This window comes from Martelella radicis (assembly GCF_014196625.1).
GTDB lineage: Bacteria > Pseudomonadota > Alphaproteobacteria > Rhizobiales > Rhizobiaceae > Martelella > Martelella radicis.
Map to the genome: position 1 here is coordinate 1 of NZ_JACIDZ010000019.1, position 16,642 is coordinate 16,642.

The window sequence follows — 16,642 nt, forward strand, 5'->3', positions numbered from 1 at the left end:
CGACCAGGATGCCGGACGACCTTCCGCCCGCACACATCATACCACAAGCCGCTATACACAGGATGCCGGCTCAAGGCCGGCATGACGGAGGAGGGAACTTTGTCAGCAGCCTGACCCCGGTCATTCGGCCGGGGTTTTTGCATGTGCGTGCGTGGCGATGGGCGACGGGGCGGGACCGCCTGTCATGCGGCCGAGCCAGAGGCTCGCCAGCACCAGCACGGCGCCTGCGGCCTGTAGCGGCGACAAGGCCTGACCGAGCAGGATCCAGCCGAGCAGGACCGCGCTCAAGGGGCTCAGGAAGCCGAGGAGGGCGGCGCGCGAGGGGCCGATCCTGGCGATGCCGCGGAACCAGAAGAAATAGGTGAGCGCCGCGCCGATGAGGCCGAGCCAGGCAAGGCCGATCAGGTTTTCAGCCGTCGGAACCGGGAAGGCGGGTTCGAGGATGAGGGCGAGCAGCAGGAGCAGCAGGCCGCCGGTGGTCAGTTGCCAGGCGGTCAGCGTCAGCGGCGGCACGGGAAACTGCCATTTACGGGTGAGTACCGTGCCCGCCGCCATCGACAGCGCGCCGCCGAAAGCTGCGGCAATGCCGAGCGGATCGAGCACGGCGCGCGGCGACAGCACGAGAAAGGCGACGCCTGCGAGCCCGCCGAGCGCGGCCAGCACGCCGAGCGGCCGGATGGCCGTGCCAAGCGCTGCGCGCGACAGGAACAGCACGATCAGCGGCTGGGTTGCGCCAAGGGTTGCGGCAACACCGCCGGGCAGGCGGTAGGCGGCAACGAAGAGCAGGCTCCAGAACAGCGCGAAGTTCAGGAAACCGAGCGCAAACAGGCGCGGCAGCATGGCGGGGGACGGAAATTGCCGGACCACGAGAAGCAGGATCAGACCCGCCGGCAGCGCGCGCAGGAGGCCAAGCGTCAGGGGCAGGCCGGGCGGTAGAAGCTCGGTGGTGACGATATAGGTGCTGCCCCAGATGGCGGGCGCCAGCGCGGTCAGCAGGACATCGGATGTTCTCGGCATGGCTGCCTCCATTTATCTTGACGTCAAACTATCTGATTATAGCTTGACGTCAAGATAAAATCTCAGCATGGTCGAACCATGGATCATGTCGACAGTATTCTTGCCGAGTGGCAGGCCGAGCGCCCGGACCTTGATGCCATGCCGATGGGCGTCATGGGACGCCTCAAACGGCTGCAGCAGCATCTTGCGCGCAATCTCGAGACGGTGTTTTCCCGCTACGGACTGAACGCCGCGAGCTTCGACGTGCTGGCAACGCTGAGGCGTTCCGGCCCGCCCTATGCGCTCTCGCCCTCGGCGCTGATGGAGCGGACGATGGTCTCCTCGGGCACCATGACCAATAGGCTCGACCGGCTGGAGGCGGCGGGCTTCATCTCGCGCGAGCGCAATCCGGAGGATGGGCGCGGCTTCGTCATCGCGCTGTCAGACAAGGGTTACGCCCTGATCGACGAGGCGGTGACTGCCCATGTCGAAAACCAGCACAGGCTGATCGCGGCGCTGCCGATGGAAGACCGCGCTGCGCTTGACCGGCTCCTGGCGAAGTGGCTGGCGGCGTTTGAATGATTGCGGCCGCGCCGAAGGGGCGAAGGCCGGATGCCTCGACACCCGGCCTCCTTTGCGAAAACTCAGACGAGTTCCGCCAGCGTTTCACGTGAAAAGGCCTGAAGCTTGTCGATCTCGCCGGCCTCGACCTTCTTCACCCATTCGGGATCCTTGATCAGCGCGCGGCCGACGGCGATCAGGTCGAACTCGTCCTTTTCCATGCGGTTGACCAGCTTGGCGATGCCGGACGCGGAAGCAGACGTCTCCGCGCCGCCGAAGGAGCCAAGGAAGTCCGCACCATCGAGCCCGACCGAGCCGACCGAAATCGTCGGCACGCCGGTGATCTTCTTGGCCCAGCCGGCGAAGTTGAGGCCGTTCTCCCCATCGATCTCGGGGAATTCCGGTTCCCAGAAACGGCGCTGCGAGCAGTGGAGAATATCGGCGCCGGCATCCACCAGCGGCTCCAGCCATTCGGCCATCTCGGCCGGCGTGGTGGCGATCCTGGCGTTGTAGTCCTGCTGCTTCCACTGGCTGAGGCGGATGATCACCGGCATGTCGTCAGAGACGGATTCGCGCACGGCCTTGATGACCTCGGCGGCAAAGCGCGCGCGTTCCGCGATCGCCGGCCCGCCCCAGCGGTCCTCGCGCAGGTTCAGTTCCGGCCAGAAGAACTGGTCGATCAGATAGCCATGCGCGCCATGGAGTTCGACCACGTCGAAACCGAGGCGTTCGGCGTCGGCGGCAGCTTTGGCAAAGGCCGAGATTGTGTCGGCGATATCTTCCTCGCTCATGGCGCGGCCGCGCTTCTCGCCGGGCTTGACGAAACCGGAAGGGCTTTCGGTATCTTCGGCCTTCGGCCATTCGGGGTGGGCGACGGTGTTGGCCACATGCCAGATCTGCGGGCCCATCTTGCCGTTCGCCGCATGAACGCTATCGATCACATTCTTCCAGCCGGAAAGCGCCTTCTCTCCATGAAAATCGGGGATCGCCGGATGGTTCTTGGAGGTCGGGCGGTCAATGACCGTACCTTCGGAGAGGATCAGGCCGACGTCGTTTTCCGCCCGGCGCCTGTAATAGGCGGCGACATTGTCGCCAGGCACGCCTTCGGGCGAAAAAGTGCGCGTCATCGGCGCCATGACGATGCGGTTCTTCAGTTCGAGAGACTTGAACTTGAACGGCCTGAACAGGGTTTGGGTGGCTGAACTGGGCATGGACATTCCTTTTCGGGCTCAGATGCCTTGGGATCGAATGTCGCTATAGGTATAAATTGTGGACCTAGTGTCAATAAGGCACTATATGTTTTTCAGGTATAGTGGAGGAAACCCGAGCCATGAACGGATGCCCCCATTTCGATGCCGGCTGCATGAGCCGGGACATTCTCGATCAGATCTCCGGCAAATGGTCGATCATGACGCTGGCCGTTCTCGATCACGGGCCGATGCGGTTCAACGGCATCAAGCGTCATCTGGAAGGGGTCAGCCAGAAGGCGCTGACGGATACGCTGCGCCGGCTTGAGAGGAATGGGCTCGTCGAACGCCGCGTGCTGCCGACCTCGCCGGTCGGCGTGGAGTACGCGTTGACCTCGCTCGGCCATTCGGCGAAATCGCTTCATTTCGCCCTCTATCGCTGGACGATTGATAACCGCGACGAGATCGCCGAGGCGCGCGCGACGTTTGACTCTCGTTCAAAAACGTGACCCATGGATAAGAGATGACTGGATGGCGCAGAATCCGGGAAACTAGGGGTCGGGGTTTTATGAGGGCTTCCCTGCTATGCTCGTATTTGTCGATGAATCGGGGGACCCGGGATTTAAGATCGCGAGAGGGTCATCTGAAGTCTTTGTGATAGCGATGGCGATATTTCATGATTTGACTGAAGCCCAGTCGGCATCGTCACTAGTTCGCGACGCAATGATTCGAAACAGGGTGAAACCCGAATGGAAATTCTCCAAGTCAAGTTTTGACGCAAAAGACGACTTCTTCAGTTCTATCAGTGAGGTAGATTTTTTCTGCAGAGCAATCGTTGTCAAAAAAGAGATAATTAGGTCAGACCTTTTGAAGAAAAATCCTAGGAAATTTTATAACTTTTTTACGCGCCTTATGTGCTCACATGATGGCGATATATTACAGAATGCAAAGGTAGTTATCGACGGATCAGGAGATCGCCGATTCAAGCAAGAACTGCAATCCTATATGAGGAAAGAGCTTCCTTCCGGCACAATAAAAAAGATCGAATTTAAAGATTCGCGGAAAGACCCTCTTGTGCAATTGGCTGACATGTGTGCCGGAGCAATCGCCCGCTCATATGATGGCGATAAAAAGGAATCAGGTCGCTGGCGATCGATGCTATCTCGATCGGGACATTTACACGACGTGTGGGATTTCAAATGAAAGGGTGCGCCCCACCTGCCTATCCATACAGCCTGTATGGAACGCACACCCTACGGAGACAGTTCGGACAGGTTGGGCGACTTCGCTCTCTTTATATAGCGAAAATACCCGCAATCCACAAGGTCGTATTGACATTTCGTTTTCTGTTTCGACTCATCAACAGGTCAGGCTATTAATAGTATTTGTCAAAACCAAGCGAGGCTCACGGCCTCCACTGTTTATCAATACGACCGCCGTGCTTGGGCACTTAGCGGTCATCCTCGTCTTCTTCTTCGTCATTCTTCAGCGAGGCAAAGCGCGAGAACACCTCGTCGGCGGACATTCCCTTGTCTTCCTGCGAGGAGCTTACGCTGTCGCCGAGGCTTTCCATTTCGGCAGCCGAGGCGAGGCGGGCGTTGTCGAGTTCCTCGGCCGATGGCAGCGGGCGGTCCTTGGCGGATTTTTCGACTTCGAGATCAAGGTCGATCTGGCTGCAGAGGCCGAGCGTCACCGGATCCATCGGCGTCAGGTTGGCCGAATTCCAGTGGGTGCGGTCGCGGATCTGCTCGATCGTCGACTTGGTGGTGCCGACGAGGCGCGAAATCTGCGCGTCCTTCAGTTCCGGATGGTTGCGCACCAGCCAGAGGATGGCGTTCGGACGGTCCTGGCGTTTGGAGACGGGCGTGTAGCGCGGTCCCTTGCGCTTGGATTCCGGCACCCGCACCTTCGGCTCGGAGAGCTTCAGCTTGTGGTTCGGATTGTTCTCCGCGCGCGCAATCTCGTCACGCGAAAGCTGGCCGGTCGAGATCGGGTCGAGACCCTTGATGCCCTGCGCGCTCTCGCCGTCGGCAATGGCCTTGACTTCCAGCGGGTGGAGTTTGCAGAGCTCGGCGATCTGATCGAACGACAAGGCCGTGTTGTCCACGAGCCATACGGCTGTCGCCTTGGGCATAAGCAGCTTTTGTGCCATTGGATAAAGTCCTTCTGTCGTCCGCGCCGGTGTCGCGGTCCGTGGGTGTTTGCCACAATTTCCGGGAATAGTTGGGCCCCATATAATCCCTTAGCGCTTCGAATGCAATCACGTCGAAACAATTGACGAATGTCTTATTGAAGACATCGTGTGAGCCTGTATGAATGGGGCAACGGAGGAACTTTCGAGGAGGAAAGTATGTCAGGCAAGACATATCCGGTTTTGAAGCCGGCAAAGACGCGCGCACTGATCGACGCCAACAAATACGAGAAATGGTACAAGGAAAGTGTCGAGGAGCCGGAAATCTTCTGGGACCGGCACGGCCGGCGGATCGACTGGTTCAAGCCCTATACCAAGATCAAGAACACCTCGTTTACCGGCCGGGTCTCGATCAAGTGGTTCGAGGACGGACAGACCAACGTCTCCTATAACTGCATCGACCGGCACCTGAAGACGCACGGGGAACAGACCGCCATCATCTGGGAAGGCGACAACCCCTATATCGACAAGAAGATCACCTATAACCAGCTTTACGATCAGGTTTGCCGCATGGCGAATGTGATGAAGAAGCACGGCGTCAAGAAGGGCGACCGGGTGACAATCTACATGCCGATGGTGCCGGAAGCAGCCTTCGCCATGCTCGCCTGCGCGCGCATCGGCGCCATCCATTCGGTCGTCTTCGCCGGCTTCTCGCCGGAAGCGCTGGCCGGCCGCATCGTCGATTGCGAATCGACCTTCGTCATCACCTGCGATCAGGGCGTGCGGGGCGGGAAGCCGATCCAGCTTAAGGAAAATGTCGACCTCGCCATCGATATCGCCGCCAAGCAGTATGTCATGGTCAACCACGTGCTCTGCGTGCGCCGCACCGGCGGTCATGTCGGCTGGGCCCGCGGGCGCGATCTCTGGTATCACGAGGAAATCAAGACGGTGAAGGGCGATTGCCCGCCGGTGAAGATGCGCGCGGAAGACCCGCTGTTCATCCTCTATACCTCCGGTTCGACGGGCAAGCCGAAGGGCGTGCTGCACACCACCGGCGGCTATCTCGTCTGGGCCTCGATGACCCATGAATATGTGTTCGACTACAAGGAGGGCGAGATCTTCTGGTGCGCGGCCGATGTCGGCTGGGTCACCGGCCATTCCTATATCGTCTACGGGCCGCTCGCCAATTGCGCGACGACGGTGATGTTCGAGGGCGTGCCGACCTTCCCGGATTCCGGACGGTTCTGGGAAGTGGTCGACAAGCACAAGGTCAACATCCTCTACACGGCGCCGACTGCGATCCGCGCGCTGATGGGCGCGGGCGACGATCTGGTGAAGAAATCCTCGCGCGAGAGCCTGCGCCTGCTCGGCTCGGTCGGCGAGCCGATCAACCCGGAAGCCTGGGAATGGTATTACCGTGTCGTTGGCGAGGAGCGTTGCCCGATCGTCGACACCTGGTGGCAGACGGAAACCGGCGGCATGATGATCACGCCGCTGCCGGGCGTCACCGACCTGAAGCCCGGTTCGGCGACGAAACCCTTCTTCGGCGTCCAGCCGCAGCTTGTCGACAATGAAGGGAATGTGCTGGAGGGGGCGGCCGACGGCAACCTCTGCATCACCGACAGTTGGCCGGGGCAGGCGCGCTCGGTCTATGGCGACCATCACCGTTTCGTCCAGACCTATTTCTCCACCTATAAGGGGAAATATTTCACCGGCGACGGCTGCCGGCGCGACGAGGACGGCTATTACTGGATCACCGGCCGCGTCGATGACGTGCTCAATGTTTCCGGCCACCGTCTCGGCACGGCGGAAATCGAGAGCGCGCTGGTCTCGCATCACTTCGTGTCCGAGGCCGCCGTTGTCGGCTATCCGCATCCGGTGAAGGGGCAGGGCATCTATTGCTATGTCACGCTGATGAGCGAGCATGATCCCGACGAGGCGCTCCGCCAGGAACTGATCAAATGGGTGCGCGCCGAAATCGGCCCGATCGCGACGCCCGACAAGATCCAGTTCGCGCCCGGCCTGCCGAAGACGCGCTCCGGCAAGATCATGCGCCGCATCCTGCGCAAGATCGCCGAGGATGACTTCGGCGCGCTCGGCGACACATCGACGCTCGCCGACCCCGGCGTCGTCGACGACCTCATCGAAAACCGCCAGAACAAGTCCAAGGCGGCGTGATCAAGGACCGGAAAGCCGTTTCGGCGGCTTTCCGATTGCCCTGGGTGGGGAGGAAACGCGATGAGCCGGATCGCAATTGCGGCTGCCATATCGCTTGTTGCAGTGACGGCGACGTGGGCGGATGACCTGAAACCGGGTTGGAGCGTTCAGTTCCACCAGGATACCTTCGACAGGACGATCGTGCCGCTGGCGATGGTGAGCGAGGAAGGCGACGATTTCGACAAGGCTTCCCTCGGCGCCCTCTGCTCGGGTGAGGGAGATGTCATCATCTTCTTCCAGCCCGAGCGGTTCATGTTTTTCGACACCTCGGCCAAGCTTGCCCTGCGTTCGGGCGACGCGGTCACGGAATACAATTTCGTTGCCGAGAAACTTCCGGCTTTCGGAAACCTGCTTGCCGTGGATCCCGAGCAGTCGCAGAAGATCATGATCCTGTTTGCCGATGCCGGCGGAGCCGATCTCGCCTTCCGGACCGATGAAAAGAATGGGCTGATCAGCAGTATCGGGGCCGGAAAGGCCTTTGAGATCGTCAAGGCCAACTGCCCTGTTTTGCCTCGTTAGGCCATTATAGGAAGAGAGCCATTTCTTCCTGCCGATAGGGTCCCGGCGCGCCTCTTGTGAGAGGCACCACGTTTTCTCCAAAGACAGACTTCACCGTTTACGATGCCGATCCGGGCGCAGTGCGCCGGATAATCATGCAACCCTGGCCGCCGGCATCGCGCTTTACCCTTGCCTGCACGTTCAATCTCGATTATGCACGTTTATGCACGATTTGGGCGAGACCATGCATCTGATCCGCGAACGACAGGACATCATTCTGCAACGGCTGAAAACCGGCAACCGGGTTCTGGCCGCCGATCTGGCGGCGGAGTTTTCCGTGTCCGAGGACACGATCCGCCGGGACCTGCGTGAGCTTGCCGCGCGCGGATTGTGCGAACGCGTCTATGGCGGGGCGCTGCCCGTTGCGCCGGCCGCGGGGCCGTTGAAGGCCCGCGACAAGAAGAATGACGCGGAGAAGCAGGCGCTCGGCCGCCTGCTTGCCGGCGAAATCCGCGATGGCATGAGCGTCTTTCTCGATGCCTCCAGCACGAATATCGCCGCCGCCCGCGCTCTGCCGGAGACCCTCCGAGCGGTGATCGTCACCAACGCGCCGGCCATTGCCGCCGCCCTCGACGGGCACCAGACGCTTGATGTGATCATAATCGGCGGCCGCATCCACCGCGAGGTCGGCGGGGCCATCGGCGCGGGCGCGATCGAAGACCTTCAGGCCTTTCATTTCGATCTTTGTCTGCTCGGCGCCTGCGGGATCGACGTCGAGGCGGGACTGACCTGTTTTCACTATGAGGACGCCCTGTTCAAGCGCGAGGCCGCCGCTTGCGCCCGCCGCGTCGTCACCGCCATGACGGCCGCGAAATTTGCCACCCGTGCGCCCTGCAGCGTCATCGCGCTCGACGCGCTTGATGCGCTTGCCGTCCCGGAAACGCTCGATGCCGCGGCACGGGCAGCGCTTAAGGAAACCGGCCTGGAACTGATCGGGGAGGAAGCGGAACGATGACCGCCATTCGCATTGCCCATGTCGCCCTCTGGACTGCCGATCTCGAACGACTTGCGGCCTTTTATGAGCGCGTCTTCGCCGCGCATGCCGGCGCGCGCTATGAAAGCCGCCGCCGTCCCGGTTTCGTCTCGCGCTTCATGACGCTGTCAGACGGTCCTGCTATCGAGATCATGCAGGCGCCCTGGCTCGACCCGGCCGAGGATCCGGCGGGCGAGCGTCCGGGTTATGCCCATATCGCCATCAGCCTCGGCAGCGCGGCGGCGGTTGACCAGCTGGCGGAGGAAGCGGATCAAGGCGGCTTTCTGAAAAGTCCGCCGCGCCGGACCGGCGACGGCTTTTACGAGGCCATGCTGACCGATCCGGACGGTAATCTGATTGAAATCACTGCATGACGAGAAGACCAATGACCGACACCCCGCTTGACGAGACCCGCCGCCCGCGCCGCTACATGTCGCCTCACCGCCTCGGCGTGTCGCTGCTCTTTCTCATGAACGGCTTCTACATGGGGTCCTGGGCGCCGAAGATCCCGATCTTCGCCGAGAAGCTTGGGCTGTCGGAAGGCGAGCTGGGGCTGATGATCCTCGTTTTCGGTGTCGGCTCGATCCTCGCCATGCCGCTCACCGGCATTTTCAACGCCCGCTACGGCTCGACAAAGGTCGGCAAGGCGGCGGCGCTGATGTTCCTGCCGATGCTGATCCTGATCACGCTTTCCAACACCGTCTGGCTGGCGGCGATCGTGATCTTCCTGTTTGGCGGCCTGATGGCCTCGATGGATGTGTCGATGAACGCCAATACGGTCGCCGTTGAAAAGGTCGAACATCGGGCGATCATGTCCTCCTGTCACGCCTTCTGGAGCCTTGGCGGACTTCTGGGCGCCGCGATGGGCGGCTTTCTGATCGAAATGACGGGGCCGCTCGGCCACGCGATTGCGGCAACTTTAGTGGCGGGGCTGTTCCTGGCGATCGGCTTTCCACGCCTTGTCGAAGACACGCCCTCCGGCGAGGAGCGTCAGCAGAAAATCCGCCTGCCGATGACGCCGCTGCCCTGGCTGATCGGCGTCGTCGCGCTGTTCTCGATGATCCCCGAAGGCGCGATCATGGATTGGAGCGCGCTTTATCTGCGCAATGAGCGCGGCGTCGATATCGCCCTTGCCGGTTTCGGCTTCGCCGCCTTCCAGCTCTCCATGACGACGATGCGCTTTGCCGGCGACCATGTGCGCGACCGCCTTGGCGGGGTCAAAACCATGCGGATCTGCGCCGTGCTTTCGGTCACGGGGCTGTTGCTTGCCGGCCTTGCGCCGACCACGCCGCTGATCATCTTAGGGTTTGCCATTGCCGGCCTCGGCATTTCCAACATGGTGCCGATCGCCTTTTCGGCCGCCGGCAATCTGCCGGGCATGGCCCCGGGCATCGGCCTGTCGGTCACGACCACGCTCGGCTATTCCGGCATTCTGGTTGCTCCATCGCTGATCGGCTTTCTCGCCGAGCACACGGGCTTCTCGCCGATCTTCATGGGCCTGTCGCTTCTCCATGTCATCGTCTTCCTGCTGGCGCCGCTGATGCGCTACGCCGACCGCGACCGGGTGGGCTGACAGTTGACAAGACCGCGCCATTGTACCACCTGAAGGGCAGAGCCGTTCCGGAGAAGATCATGACGCTTGCCGCTCCCCGCAATTTCGACCCCTTGCCCCGCCGCGCCTCGGTCGCCGTCGATGTCGGCGGCGTCATTGTCGGCGGCGGCGCGCCGGTGGTCGTGCAGTCGATGACCAACACGGATACGGCCGATATCGACGCCACCGTGGCCCAGGTTGCGGCCTTGTCGAAGGCCGGCTCCGAACTGGTGCGCATCACCGTTGATCGCGACGAGGCGGCCGCCGCCGTGCCGCGCATACGCGAACGGCTGGAGCATCTGGGGCTTGATGTGCCGCTCGTCGGTGATTTCCACTATATCGGCCACAAGCTTCTGGCCGATCACCCGGCCTGCGCCGAGGCGCTTGCCAAATACCGCATCAATCCCGGCAATGTCGGCTTCCGCGACAAGCGCGACAAGCAGTTTGCCGAGATCATCGAAATGGCGATCCGTTACGACAAGCCGGTCCGCATCGGCGTCAACTGGGGCTCGCTCGACCAGGAATTGCTGACCCGGCTGATGGACGAGAATGCCGAGGCCGGTTCGCCGCTTTCGGCCCGCGATGTGACGCGTGAGGCGATCGTGCAGTCCGCGCTGCTCTCGGCTGAGCTGGCCGAAGAGATCGGCCTTGCGCGCAACCGCATCATCCTCTCGGCCAAGGTCTCCCAGGTTCAGGACCTGATTGCCGTCTATTCCATGCTCGCCGAACGCTCCGACCATGCGCTGCATCTGGGGCTCACCGAAGCGGGCATGGGCACCAAGGGCATCGTAGCCTCCTCGGCTTCCATGGGCTATGTGCTGCAGCACGGCATCGGCGATACGATCCGGGTTTCGCTGACGCCGGAACCCGGCGGCGATCGCACCCGCGAGGTTCAGGTGGCGCAGGAGCTGCTGCAGGTCATGGGTTTCCGCCAGTTCGTGCCGGTGGTGGCGGCGTGTCCCGGTTGCGGGCGCACGACCTCGACCGTGTTTCAGGAACTGGCGTCGAAGATCCAGGCCGATATCCGCCGCAATATGCCGGTCTGGCGGGAGAAATATCCCGGCGTGGAAGCGCTGAACGTCGCCGTCATGGGCTGCATCGTCAATGGTCCCGGCGAAAGCAAACATGCCGATATCGGCATCTCGCTGCCCGGCACCGGCGAAACGCCCGCCGCCCCAGTTTTCATCGACGGCAAGAAGGCCAAGACGCTTCGCGGCCCGAACATCGCCGCCGATTTCGAGGCGATGGTCAGCGATTATATCGAGAACCGCTTTGGTTCGGGCAGTCAGGCTGCGGAATAAGAAGCATAGAGGCCGCCCATGAGTTGAGCGGCCTCCAGTTGCGTTTTAGTGCTTCTTCTTACTCAAAGCCACGTCTCGACTTCCAGGGTGACGCTTCCCCGTTTTGACTTCCGAAATCCGACCGCCATTTGTGTCAAACTTCGCAGCAATACGGCTTTGGAGCCAGCCATCAAGAAGTAGTTGGTGGACGACTACAGCTTCATCAAATGTAAGCCTGTGAGAAGGTCTTCCAGTGCTGTTAGCTTTCATTTTTCGTTCCTATGAAAGCGATATCAGGCTTGACCCGAGGAGTCCGCAGACTGTAACGTCTGCTTTGCATACACTGCTCGGTCCCACACCTGATAACAATTTAGGTGGGATTGAAATTGAAGACCGTCACCTGCCAGTGACGGTTTTCTTCTTCAAGCAACACTATATATATGGATCGACTCGCTTTTTCCTGTCAACTTGAAGTGTCTATATGCATTGGGAATGCACATTTCGATGTGATTTCTAAGAGAAAAACCACAGGATTCTGTGTTTATTGATCGGCTGGGCTTGTCAAAACAGCCAATTTGGCTGCTCTGATGGCGAATCACCTCTTCACATAAACGCGGCCGCCGCCCTTCTTGCGGCCGGTGTCTTCAACGCCGGGAAAGCGGCCCTTGCGCACGGCGTTGAGGAATTCGCGGCCGATTTTCACCTTGTCGCCGATATAGAGCCGGTTCCAGCCTTCGCCGTAAAGTTCCGGGAAATGAAATTCGCCCGGCTCCAGCGCGAGGAGCCGATTTGCGATCTCGTCTTCGTCGAGCATGTCAGAACCTTGTCGTCAGCAGTTTCAGGCCGGCAAGCGTGAAGAGCGCGGCCATGGTCCCCTCGATGGCGCGACGGCCCTTGCGGTAGCCGCGCACGACAACGTCGGACGAAAACATCAGCGCCAGCGCGTTGAAGGTCAGAAAGCCGATGATATTGGCGCCGGCGATGAACAGGATGATGGTGCCATGATCGGCATCCTTCGGCAGGCCGATGGATACGAGCGAAACCCAGGCAAAGATCGCCTTCGGATTGGTGAGGTGAATATAGAGGCCACGCCGGTAGAAGGCGGCGAGGCTGAGACGCCCGGCTATCTTCGGCGCCATGTCGGCGGCGTCCGCGCGCATGGCGGCGCGGAAACTCTTGTAGGCAAGGTACAGCAGATAACATCCGCCGATGATCTTCAGCGCCATCAGCCCATAGGCAAGCTTGGTCACCACGGCGGCCATGCCGGCGCCGGCCAGCACAGCCCAGAAGAAGGACCCGGTCAGAACGCCGTTTGCCAGCGCCACGGCCTGCCGCCTGCCCTGGCCCATGGCCGTGCCGGCAATGGCAAGCGTTGCCGGGCCGGGGCTGACGACGGCGATGAAATAGGCCGCCCAGGCAAGCGCCAGAGAACCCAGAAGCTGCGGCGTATCCATCATCGTGTCCTGTCAGTCGGAAGAGGGTTTCGCATTCTCGAACCGATCCCAGATGCCGTCAAGCGCCTTTGAAAACGCGGTGTAGACGTTGTTGTCCTTCAAATGCTTGAGCACCTGTTCATTGGTGCCGCCGCGCGTTGCCGATTCATGCGTCAGTTCGGAAAACGACATCTCCGGCGCGTTGCGAGCCGTTGCGGCAAGCGCGTAGAACACGGCGCCGGAAAAGGCCCGTGCCTTGTCGGCCGGCAGGTTCTTCGCCTGCAGCCAGTCGGCAATCGTCTCGTAATAGGCATAGGCGCCGGCAAGCGAGGCGGTGGCGACGCACATCGCCTGGTATTCGTCATCCGTCTCGGCGGCAACCACGGTGCCGAGCGGATCGAACATCGCAATCGCATCCTCATCCGGCGGGAAGACCGGCGTCGGGCCGCCGTGAAAGGCGACCGCAGGCAGCGGCGTCACCAGCGTGATCCGCGTCGCCGGGGCGACGATCCCTGAAAGCCGCGCCTGGCTGAAGGTCGGCATGAAGCTGATGACGTGGTGCGATGGACCGAATTTCAGTGTCTTGATGATCTCTTCGGCATCGCCCGGCCTCAGCGCCAGGCACACGGTTTCCGCGCCGTCAATCACGGCCTGATTGCTCGCCGCGATTTCGACATTCTCGAAGCGGTCGGCAAGTCCGGCCGCGATCTCCTCATTGCGCGGCGAGACAAGGATGGTCGGCTTCTCGCCATCGACCGTGCTCATGCCGGTCACCACGGCTTTCGTGATTTCGCCCGTTCCGATAAACCCGATTGTCATGACATTCCTTCCTGAATTGCTGCCCCAGCATAGGAAGCCATGACCAGTTTGAAAACGGGGGTCGCCCGGAAAAGCGGGTCCAGGGCGGCGCGCGGCGTTGCCGCCGGAGGAGACTTGCGCCGCCCTGTATTGCTGAAGCGCCTGAATTGATCAGGCCCTCAGTTTGTTGACAAAGTTCGCCTCACTCTCCTCCGTCATGCCGGCCTTGAGCCGGCACCCAGGGCCGAATAGCGATAACGCTCGCGATTAAGGCACTGTTACAAAATGTGTTTTTGTGGCCCTGGACCCCGGCTCAAGGCCGGGGTGACGGAGAACGGGAGCAGGGTCATTGCTTCTGCAACAGATTTTCTCAGCAGTCTGGGGCCTGAAATGATCCGGCCCTCATTTTCCGCAGCGCTCACGCCATATGGATCGACTTGGTCTCCAGATAGTTGGCGAGCCCCTCAAGACCGCCCTCGCGGCCCATGCCGGATTCCTTGAACCCGCCGAAGGGCATGCGCGGATCGACGATCACGCCGTTGACGGTGATGTTGCCGGCCCGCACCTGGCGGGCCAGGCGGAAGGCCCGTTCCGGATCGCCGGCATAAATCGAGGCGTTGAGGCCGTAGACGCTGTCATTGGCCTTGCGGATCGCATCCGCCTCGCCGTCATAGGTGATGATCGAGACGACCGGGCCGAAGATCTCCTCCTGGGCGATGCGCATCGAGGGATCGACATCGACAAAGACGGTCGGCTCGACGAAATAGCCCTTGTCGAGGCCGGCCGGCCGGCCGCCGCCGCAGGCAAGCGTCGCGCCCTCGCTGCGACCGAGATCGATGTAATTGGTCACCCGGGCATATTGCTCGGCCTTGGCCAGCGGACCCATCAGCGTTGCCGGATCCATCGGATCGCCGACGGTCACGCCCTTGAGCGCGCCGACATAAAGATCGACAAATTCCTGCTTGCGGGATTCGGGCACCAGAATGCGGGTGAGCGAGAAGCAGACCTGCCCGGTGATCGGCATGGTATAGACCATCAGCGAGGGAAGGGCGGCGGCAAAGTTCGCATCCTCCATCAGGACGGCGGCCGACTTGCCGCCGAGCTCCAGGCTGACGCGGGCCAGACGTTCGGAGCAGGCGGCTGCGATCTTCTTGCCGGCGGCGGTTGAGCCGGTAAAGGCCACCTTGTCGATGCCGGGATGGCGCACGAGATGATCGCCGCCTTCGCGGCCCGCCGGTACCAGGTTGAACACGCCGCGCGGAAGGCCTGCCTTCTCGATGCATTCGGCCAGGATATAGGCCTCAAGCGGCGTTTCCGGCGAGGGCTTGGCCACCATGGTGCAGCCGGCGGCGAGCGCTGCGGAGACCTTGTAGGTCAGAAGCACCAGAGGTGCGTTCCACGGCGTGATCGCGCCGACGACCCCGACCGGTTCCTGCGCCACGCGGGTGACGCCGCCGTCGAGCCGGTCGCGCGGATCGACGAAGGGATAGGTCTCGATGATATCGGCGTAATTGTCGAAGAGCAGCGGGCTCTGGCCGGCGAGCTTCTTCGTCAGCGAGATCGGCGCGCCCATCTGCCACGACCAGTCATGGGCGACATCGTCCAGCCGTTCGCGCAGATGTTCGGCGACCTTGCGCAGATAGCGGGCCCGCTCCGCCGGCGCCATATGCGGCCAGGGGCCGTTGTCGAAGGCCTCGCGCGCGGCGGCAACCGCATGGTCGATATCCGCCGTCGAGGCTTCCGGATAGGTCATCACGACCTCCTCGGTGACCGGCGAGACCACGTTGATTTTGGCAGACGACAACGGCGCGACCCACGCGCCGTCGATGAAGAATTTGTCCGGCGCGCGCGTTGCCGCCTGTTTCACGTCCTGTGCAATATTCACTGGTCTTCTCCTCCCTATGTCAGACCGCGATGATGTATTCTACAGTCACAGATTGCGCTTGGCCCGCGAAAAACACCATCCTCCGGAAGGAGGGGCATCAGGCCGTAAGCTCCTCCGGTTCGGCAAGGCCGTGGCGGCGGCAGGCGGCCGTCAGCGTGTTGGCAAGCAGGCAGGCGATCGTCATCGGGCCGACGCCGCCCGGAACCGGCGTGATCGCGCCGGCGACAGCGCTTGCGGCGGCGAAATCGACGTCGCCCGTCAGCCGGGTCTTTCCTTCCCCGCGTTCCGGCGCATCGATGCGGTTGATGCCGACATCGATCACGCTCGCGCCGGGCTTGATCCAGTCGCCCTTGACCATGTTCGGCCTGCCGACGGCGGCGACCACGATATCGGCGCGGCTGACGACTGCTTTCAGGTCTCTTGTGCGCGAATGGGCGATGGTGACGGTGGCGTTGGCGGAAAGCAGCAATTGGGCCATCGGCTTGCCGACGATGTTGGAGCGGCCGATGACGACGGCTTCAAGGCCCGAAAGATCGCCATGTTCGGCCTTCAGCATCATCAGACAGCCAAGCGGGGTGCAGGGCACCATCGCCTTCTGTCCGGTAGCGAGAAGCCCGACATTGTGGATGTGAAAACCGTCGACATCCTTCGCCGGGTCGATCGCCGCCAGAACCTCGGCTTCGGCAATATGGGCGGGCAGGGGCAATTGCACGAGAATGCCGTCGACCGCGTCGTCGGCGTTCAGCCGGGCGACCAGCGCCAGAAGGTCAGCGGCGGACGTTTCCTCCGGCAGGCGGTGCTCGAAGGAATTCATGCCCGCCTCAACCGTCTGCTTGTGCTTGGCGCGGACATAGACCTCGGATGCCGGATCATTGCCGACGAGAACCACGGCAAGGCCGGGCGTTACGCCGTGTTTGGCCTTCGTCCGCGATACGTGGCAGGCCACCGCGCCGCGAATGCGGGCCGCAAAGGCCTTTCCGTCAATGATCTTCGCCGTCATGTTCTCCTCCCGTCGGCGTTTCCCATGCGAGC

The 16,642-nt window shown here is 61.7% G+C and carries 17 protein-coding genes; 9 read left to right on the forward strand and 8 right to left on the reverse strand.

Going from position 1 to position 16,642, the window contains the following annotated elements:
• Nucleotides 1-120: 120 nt before the first annotated feature.
• Nucleotides 121-1,017 carry an EamA family transporter gene (locus GGR30_RS20685; protein ID WP_183490711.1) on the reverse strand — a complete coding sequence of 299 codons (897 nt, stop codon included), beginning with the start codon at nucleotides 1,015-1,017 and terminating at the stop codon, nucleotides 121-123.
• Nucleotides 1,018-1,095: 78 nt separating this feature from the next.
• Here GGR30_RS20685 and GGR30_RS20690 point away from each other — a divergent pair, with 78 nt between their 5' ends.
• Complete coding sequence (locus tag GGR30_RS20690) at nucleotides 1,096-1,578, forward strand: MarR family winged helix-turn-helix transcriptional regulator (RefSeq protein WP_183490713.1); 483 nt, start codon at nucleotides 1,096-1,098, stop codon at nucleotides 1,576-1,578.
• 62 nt (nucleotides 1,579-1,640) lie between these two features.
• On the opposite strand, the gene GGR30_RS20695 is transcribed toward GGR30_RS20690, so the two are convergent.
• Nucleotides 1,641-2,768, reverse strand: coding sequence for an NADH:flavin oxidoreductase (locus tag GGR30_RS20695; protein WP_183490715.1), 1,128 nt, complete (start codon nucleotides 2,766-2,768; stop codon nucleotides 1,641-1,643).
• A 119-nt stretch (nucleotides 2,769-2,887) separates the two neighbouring features.
• Between GGR30_RS20695 and GGR30_RS20700 the strand changes: the two genes are divergently transcribed.
• On the forward strand, nucleotides 2,888-3,253 hold the full coding sequence (locus GGR30_RS20700) for a winged helix-turn-helix transcriptional regulator (RefSeq protein WP_183490717.1): 366 nt from the start codon (nucleotides 2,888-2,890) through the stop codon (nucleotides 3,251-3,253).
• A 76-nt stretch (nucleotides 3,254-3,329) separates the two neighbouring features.
• On the forward strand, nucleotides 3,330-3,947 hold the full coding sequence (locus GGR30_RS20705) for a DUF3800 domain-containing protein (RefSeq protein WP_183490719.1): 618 nt from the start codon (nucleotides 3,330-3,332) through the stop codon (nucleotides 3,945-3,947).
• Nucleotides 3,948-4,194: 247 nt separating this feature from the next.
• On the opposite strand, the gene GGR30_RS20710 is transcribed toward GGR30_RS20705, so the two are convergent.
• On the reverse strand, nucleotides 4,195-4,896 hold the full coding sequence (locus tag GGR30_RS20710) for a DUF1013 domain-containing protein (RefSeq protein ID WP_183490721.1): 702 nt from the start codon (nucleotides 4,894-4,896) through the stop codon (nucleotides 4,195-4,197).
• A gap of 198 nt (nucleotides 4,897-5,094) precedes the next feature.
• On the opposite strand from GGR30_RS20710, the gene acs reads away from it, so the two are divergent.
• The 6 genes from acs (at nucleotide 5,095) to ispG (ending at nucleotide 11,515) form a co-directional block, all read left to right on the forward strand.
• Nucleotides 5,095-7,053: an acetate--CoA ligase gene (gene acs / locus GGR30_RS20715; protein WP_183490723.1), complete on the forward strand. Its 1,959-nt coding sequence runs from the start codon at nucleotides 5,095-5,097 to the stop codon at nucleotides 7,051-7,053.
• A 60-nt stretch (nucleotides 7,054-7,113) separates the two neighbouring features.
• Nucleotides 7,114-7,611, forward strand: coding sequence for a hypothetical protein (locus tag GGR30_RS20720; RefSeq protein WP_183490725.1), 498 nt, complete (start codon nucleotides 7,114-7,116; stop codon nucleotides 7,609-7,611).
• Between the two features lie 223 nt (nucleotides 7,612-7,834).
• On the forward strand, nucleotides 7,835-8,605 hold the full coding sequence (locus tag GGR30_RS20725; RefSeq protein WP_246414075.1) for a DeoR/GlpR family DNA-binding transcription regulator: 771 nt from the start codon (nucleotides 7,835-7,837) through the stop codon (nucleotides 8,603-8,605).
• Entirely contained in the window at nucleotides 8,602-8,997 is a 396-nt protein-coding gene (locus tag GGR30_RS20730) for a VOC family protein (protein ID WP_210288133.1), read from the forward strand. Before GGR30_RS20725 ends, GGR30_RS20730 begins: the two co-directional genes overlap by 4 nt.
• 11 nt (nucleotides 8,998-9,008) lie before the next feature.
• Complete coding sequence (locus GGR30_RS20735; protein ID WP_246414076.1) at nucleotides 9,009-10,196, forward strand: MFS transporter; 1,188 nt, start codon at nucleotides 9,009-9,011, stop codon at nucleotides 10,194-10,196.
• Between the two features lie 59 nt (nucleotides 10,197-10,255).
• Nucleotides 10,256-11,515: a flavodoxin-dependent (E)-4-hydroxy-3-methylbut-2-enyl-diphosphate synthase gene (ispG, locus tag GGR30_RS20740; protein WP_183490729.1), complete on the forward strand. Its 1,260-nt coding sequence runs from the start codon at nucleotides 10,256-10,258 to the stop codon at nucleotides 11,513-11,515.
• A 574-nt stretch (nucleotides 11,516-12,089) separates the two neighbouring features.
• On the opposite strand, the gene GGR30_RS20745 is transcribed toward ispG, so the two are convergent.
• The 5 genes from GGR30_RS20745 to folD form a co-directional block, all read right to left on the reverse strand.
• On the reverse strand, nucleotides 12,090-12,308 hold the full coding sequence (locus GGR30_RS20745) for a DUF1413 domain-containing protein (protein ID WP_183490731.1): 219 nt from the start codon (nucleotides 12,306-12,308) through the stop codon (nucleotides 12,090-12,092).
• 1 nt (nucleotide 12,309) lies between these two features.
• Nucleotides 12,310-12,948: a LysE family translocator gene (locus tag GGR30_RS20750; protein ID WP_246414077.1), complete on the reverse strand. Its 639-nt coding sequence runs from the start codon at nucleotides 12,946-12,948 to the stop codon at nucleotides 12,310-12,312.
• A gap of 12 nt (nucleotides 12,949-12,960) precedes the next feature.
• Nucleotides 12,961-13,746: a pyrroline-5-carboxylate reductase gene (locus tag GGR30_RS20755; protein WP_183490735.1), complete on the reverse strand. Its 786-nt coding sequence runs from the start codon at nucleotides 13,744-13,746 to the stop codon at nucleotides 12,961-12,963.
• 397 nt (nucleotides 13,747-14,143) lie between these two features.
• Nucleotides 14,144-15,610, reverse strand: coding sequence for an aldehyde dehydrogenase family protein (locus GGR30_RS20760; RefSeq protein WP_183490737.1), 1,467 nt, complete (start codon nucleotides 15,608-15,610; stop codon nucleotides 14,144-14,146).
• Nucleotides 15,611-15,707: 97 nt separating this feature from the next.
• Nucleotides 15,708-16,610, reverse strand: coding sequence for a bifunctional methylenetetrahydrofolate dehydrogenase/methenyltetrahydrofolate cyclohydrolase FolD (folD, locus tag GGR30_RS20765; RefSeq protein WP_183490739.1), 903 nt, complete (start codon nucleotides 16,608-16,610; stop codon nucleotides 15,708-15,710).
• Nucleotides 16,611-16,642 lie beyond the last annotated feature (32 nt).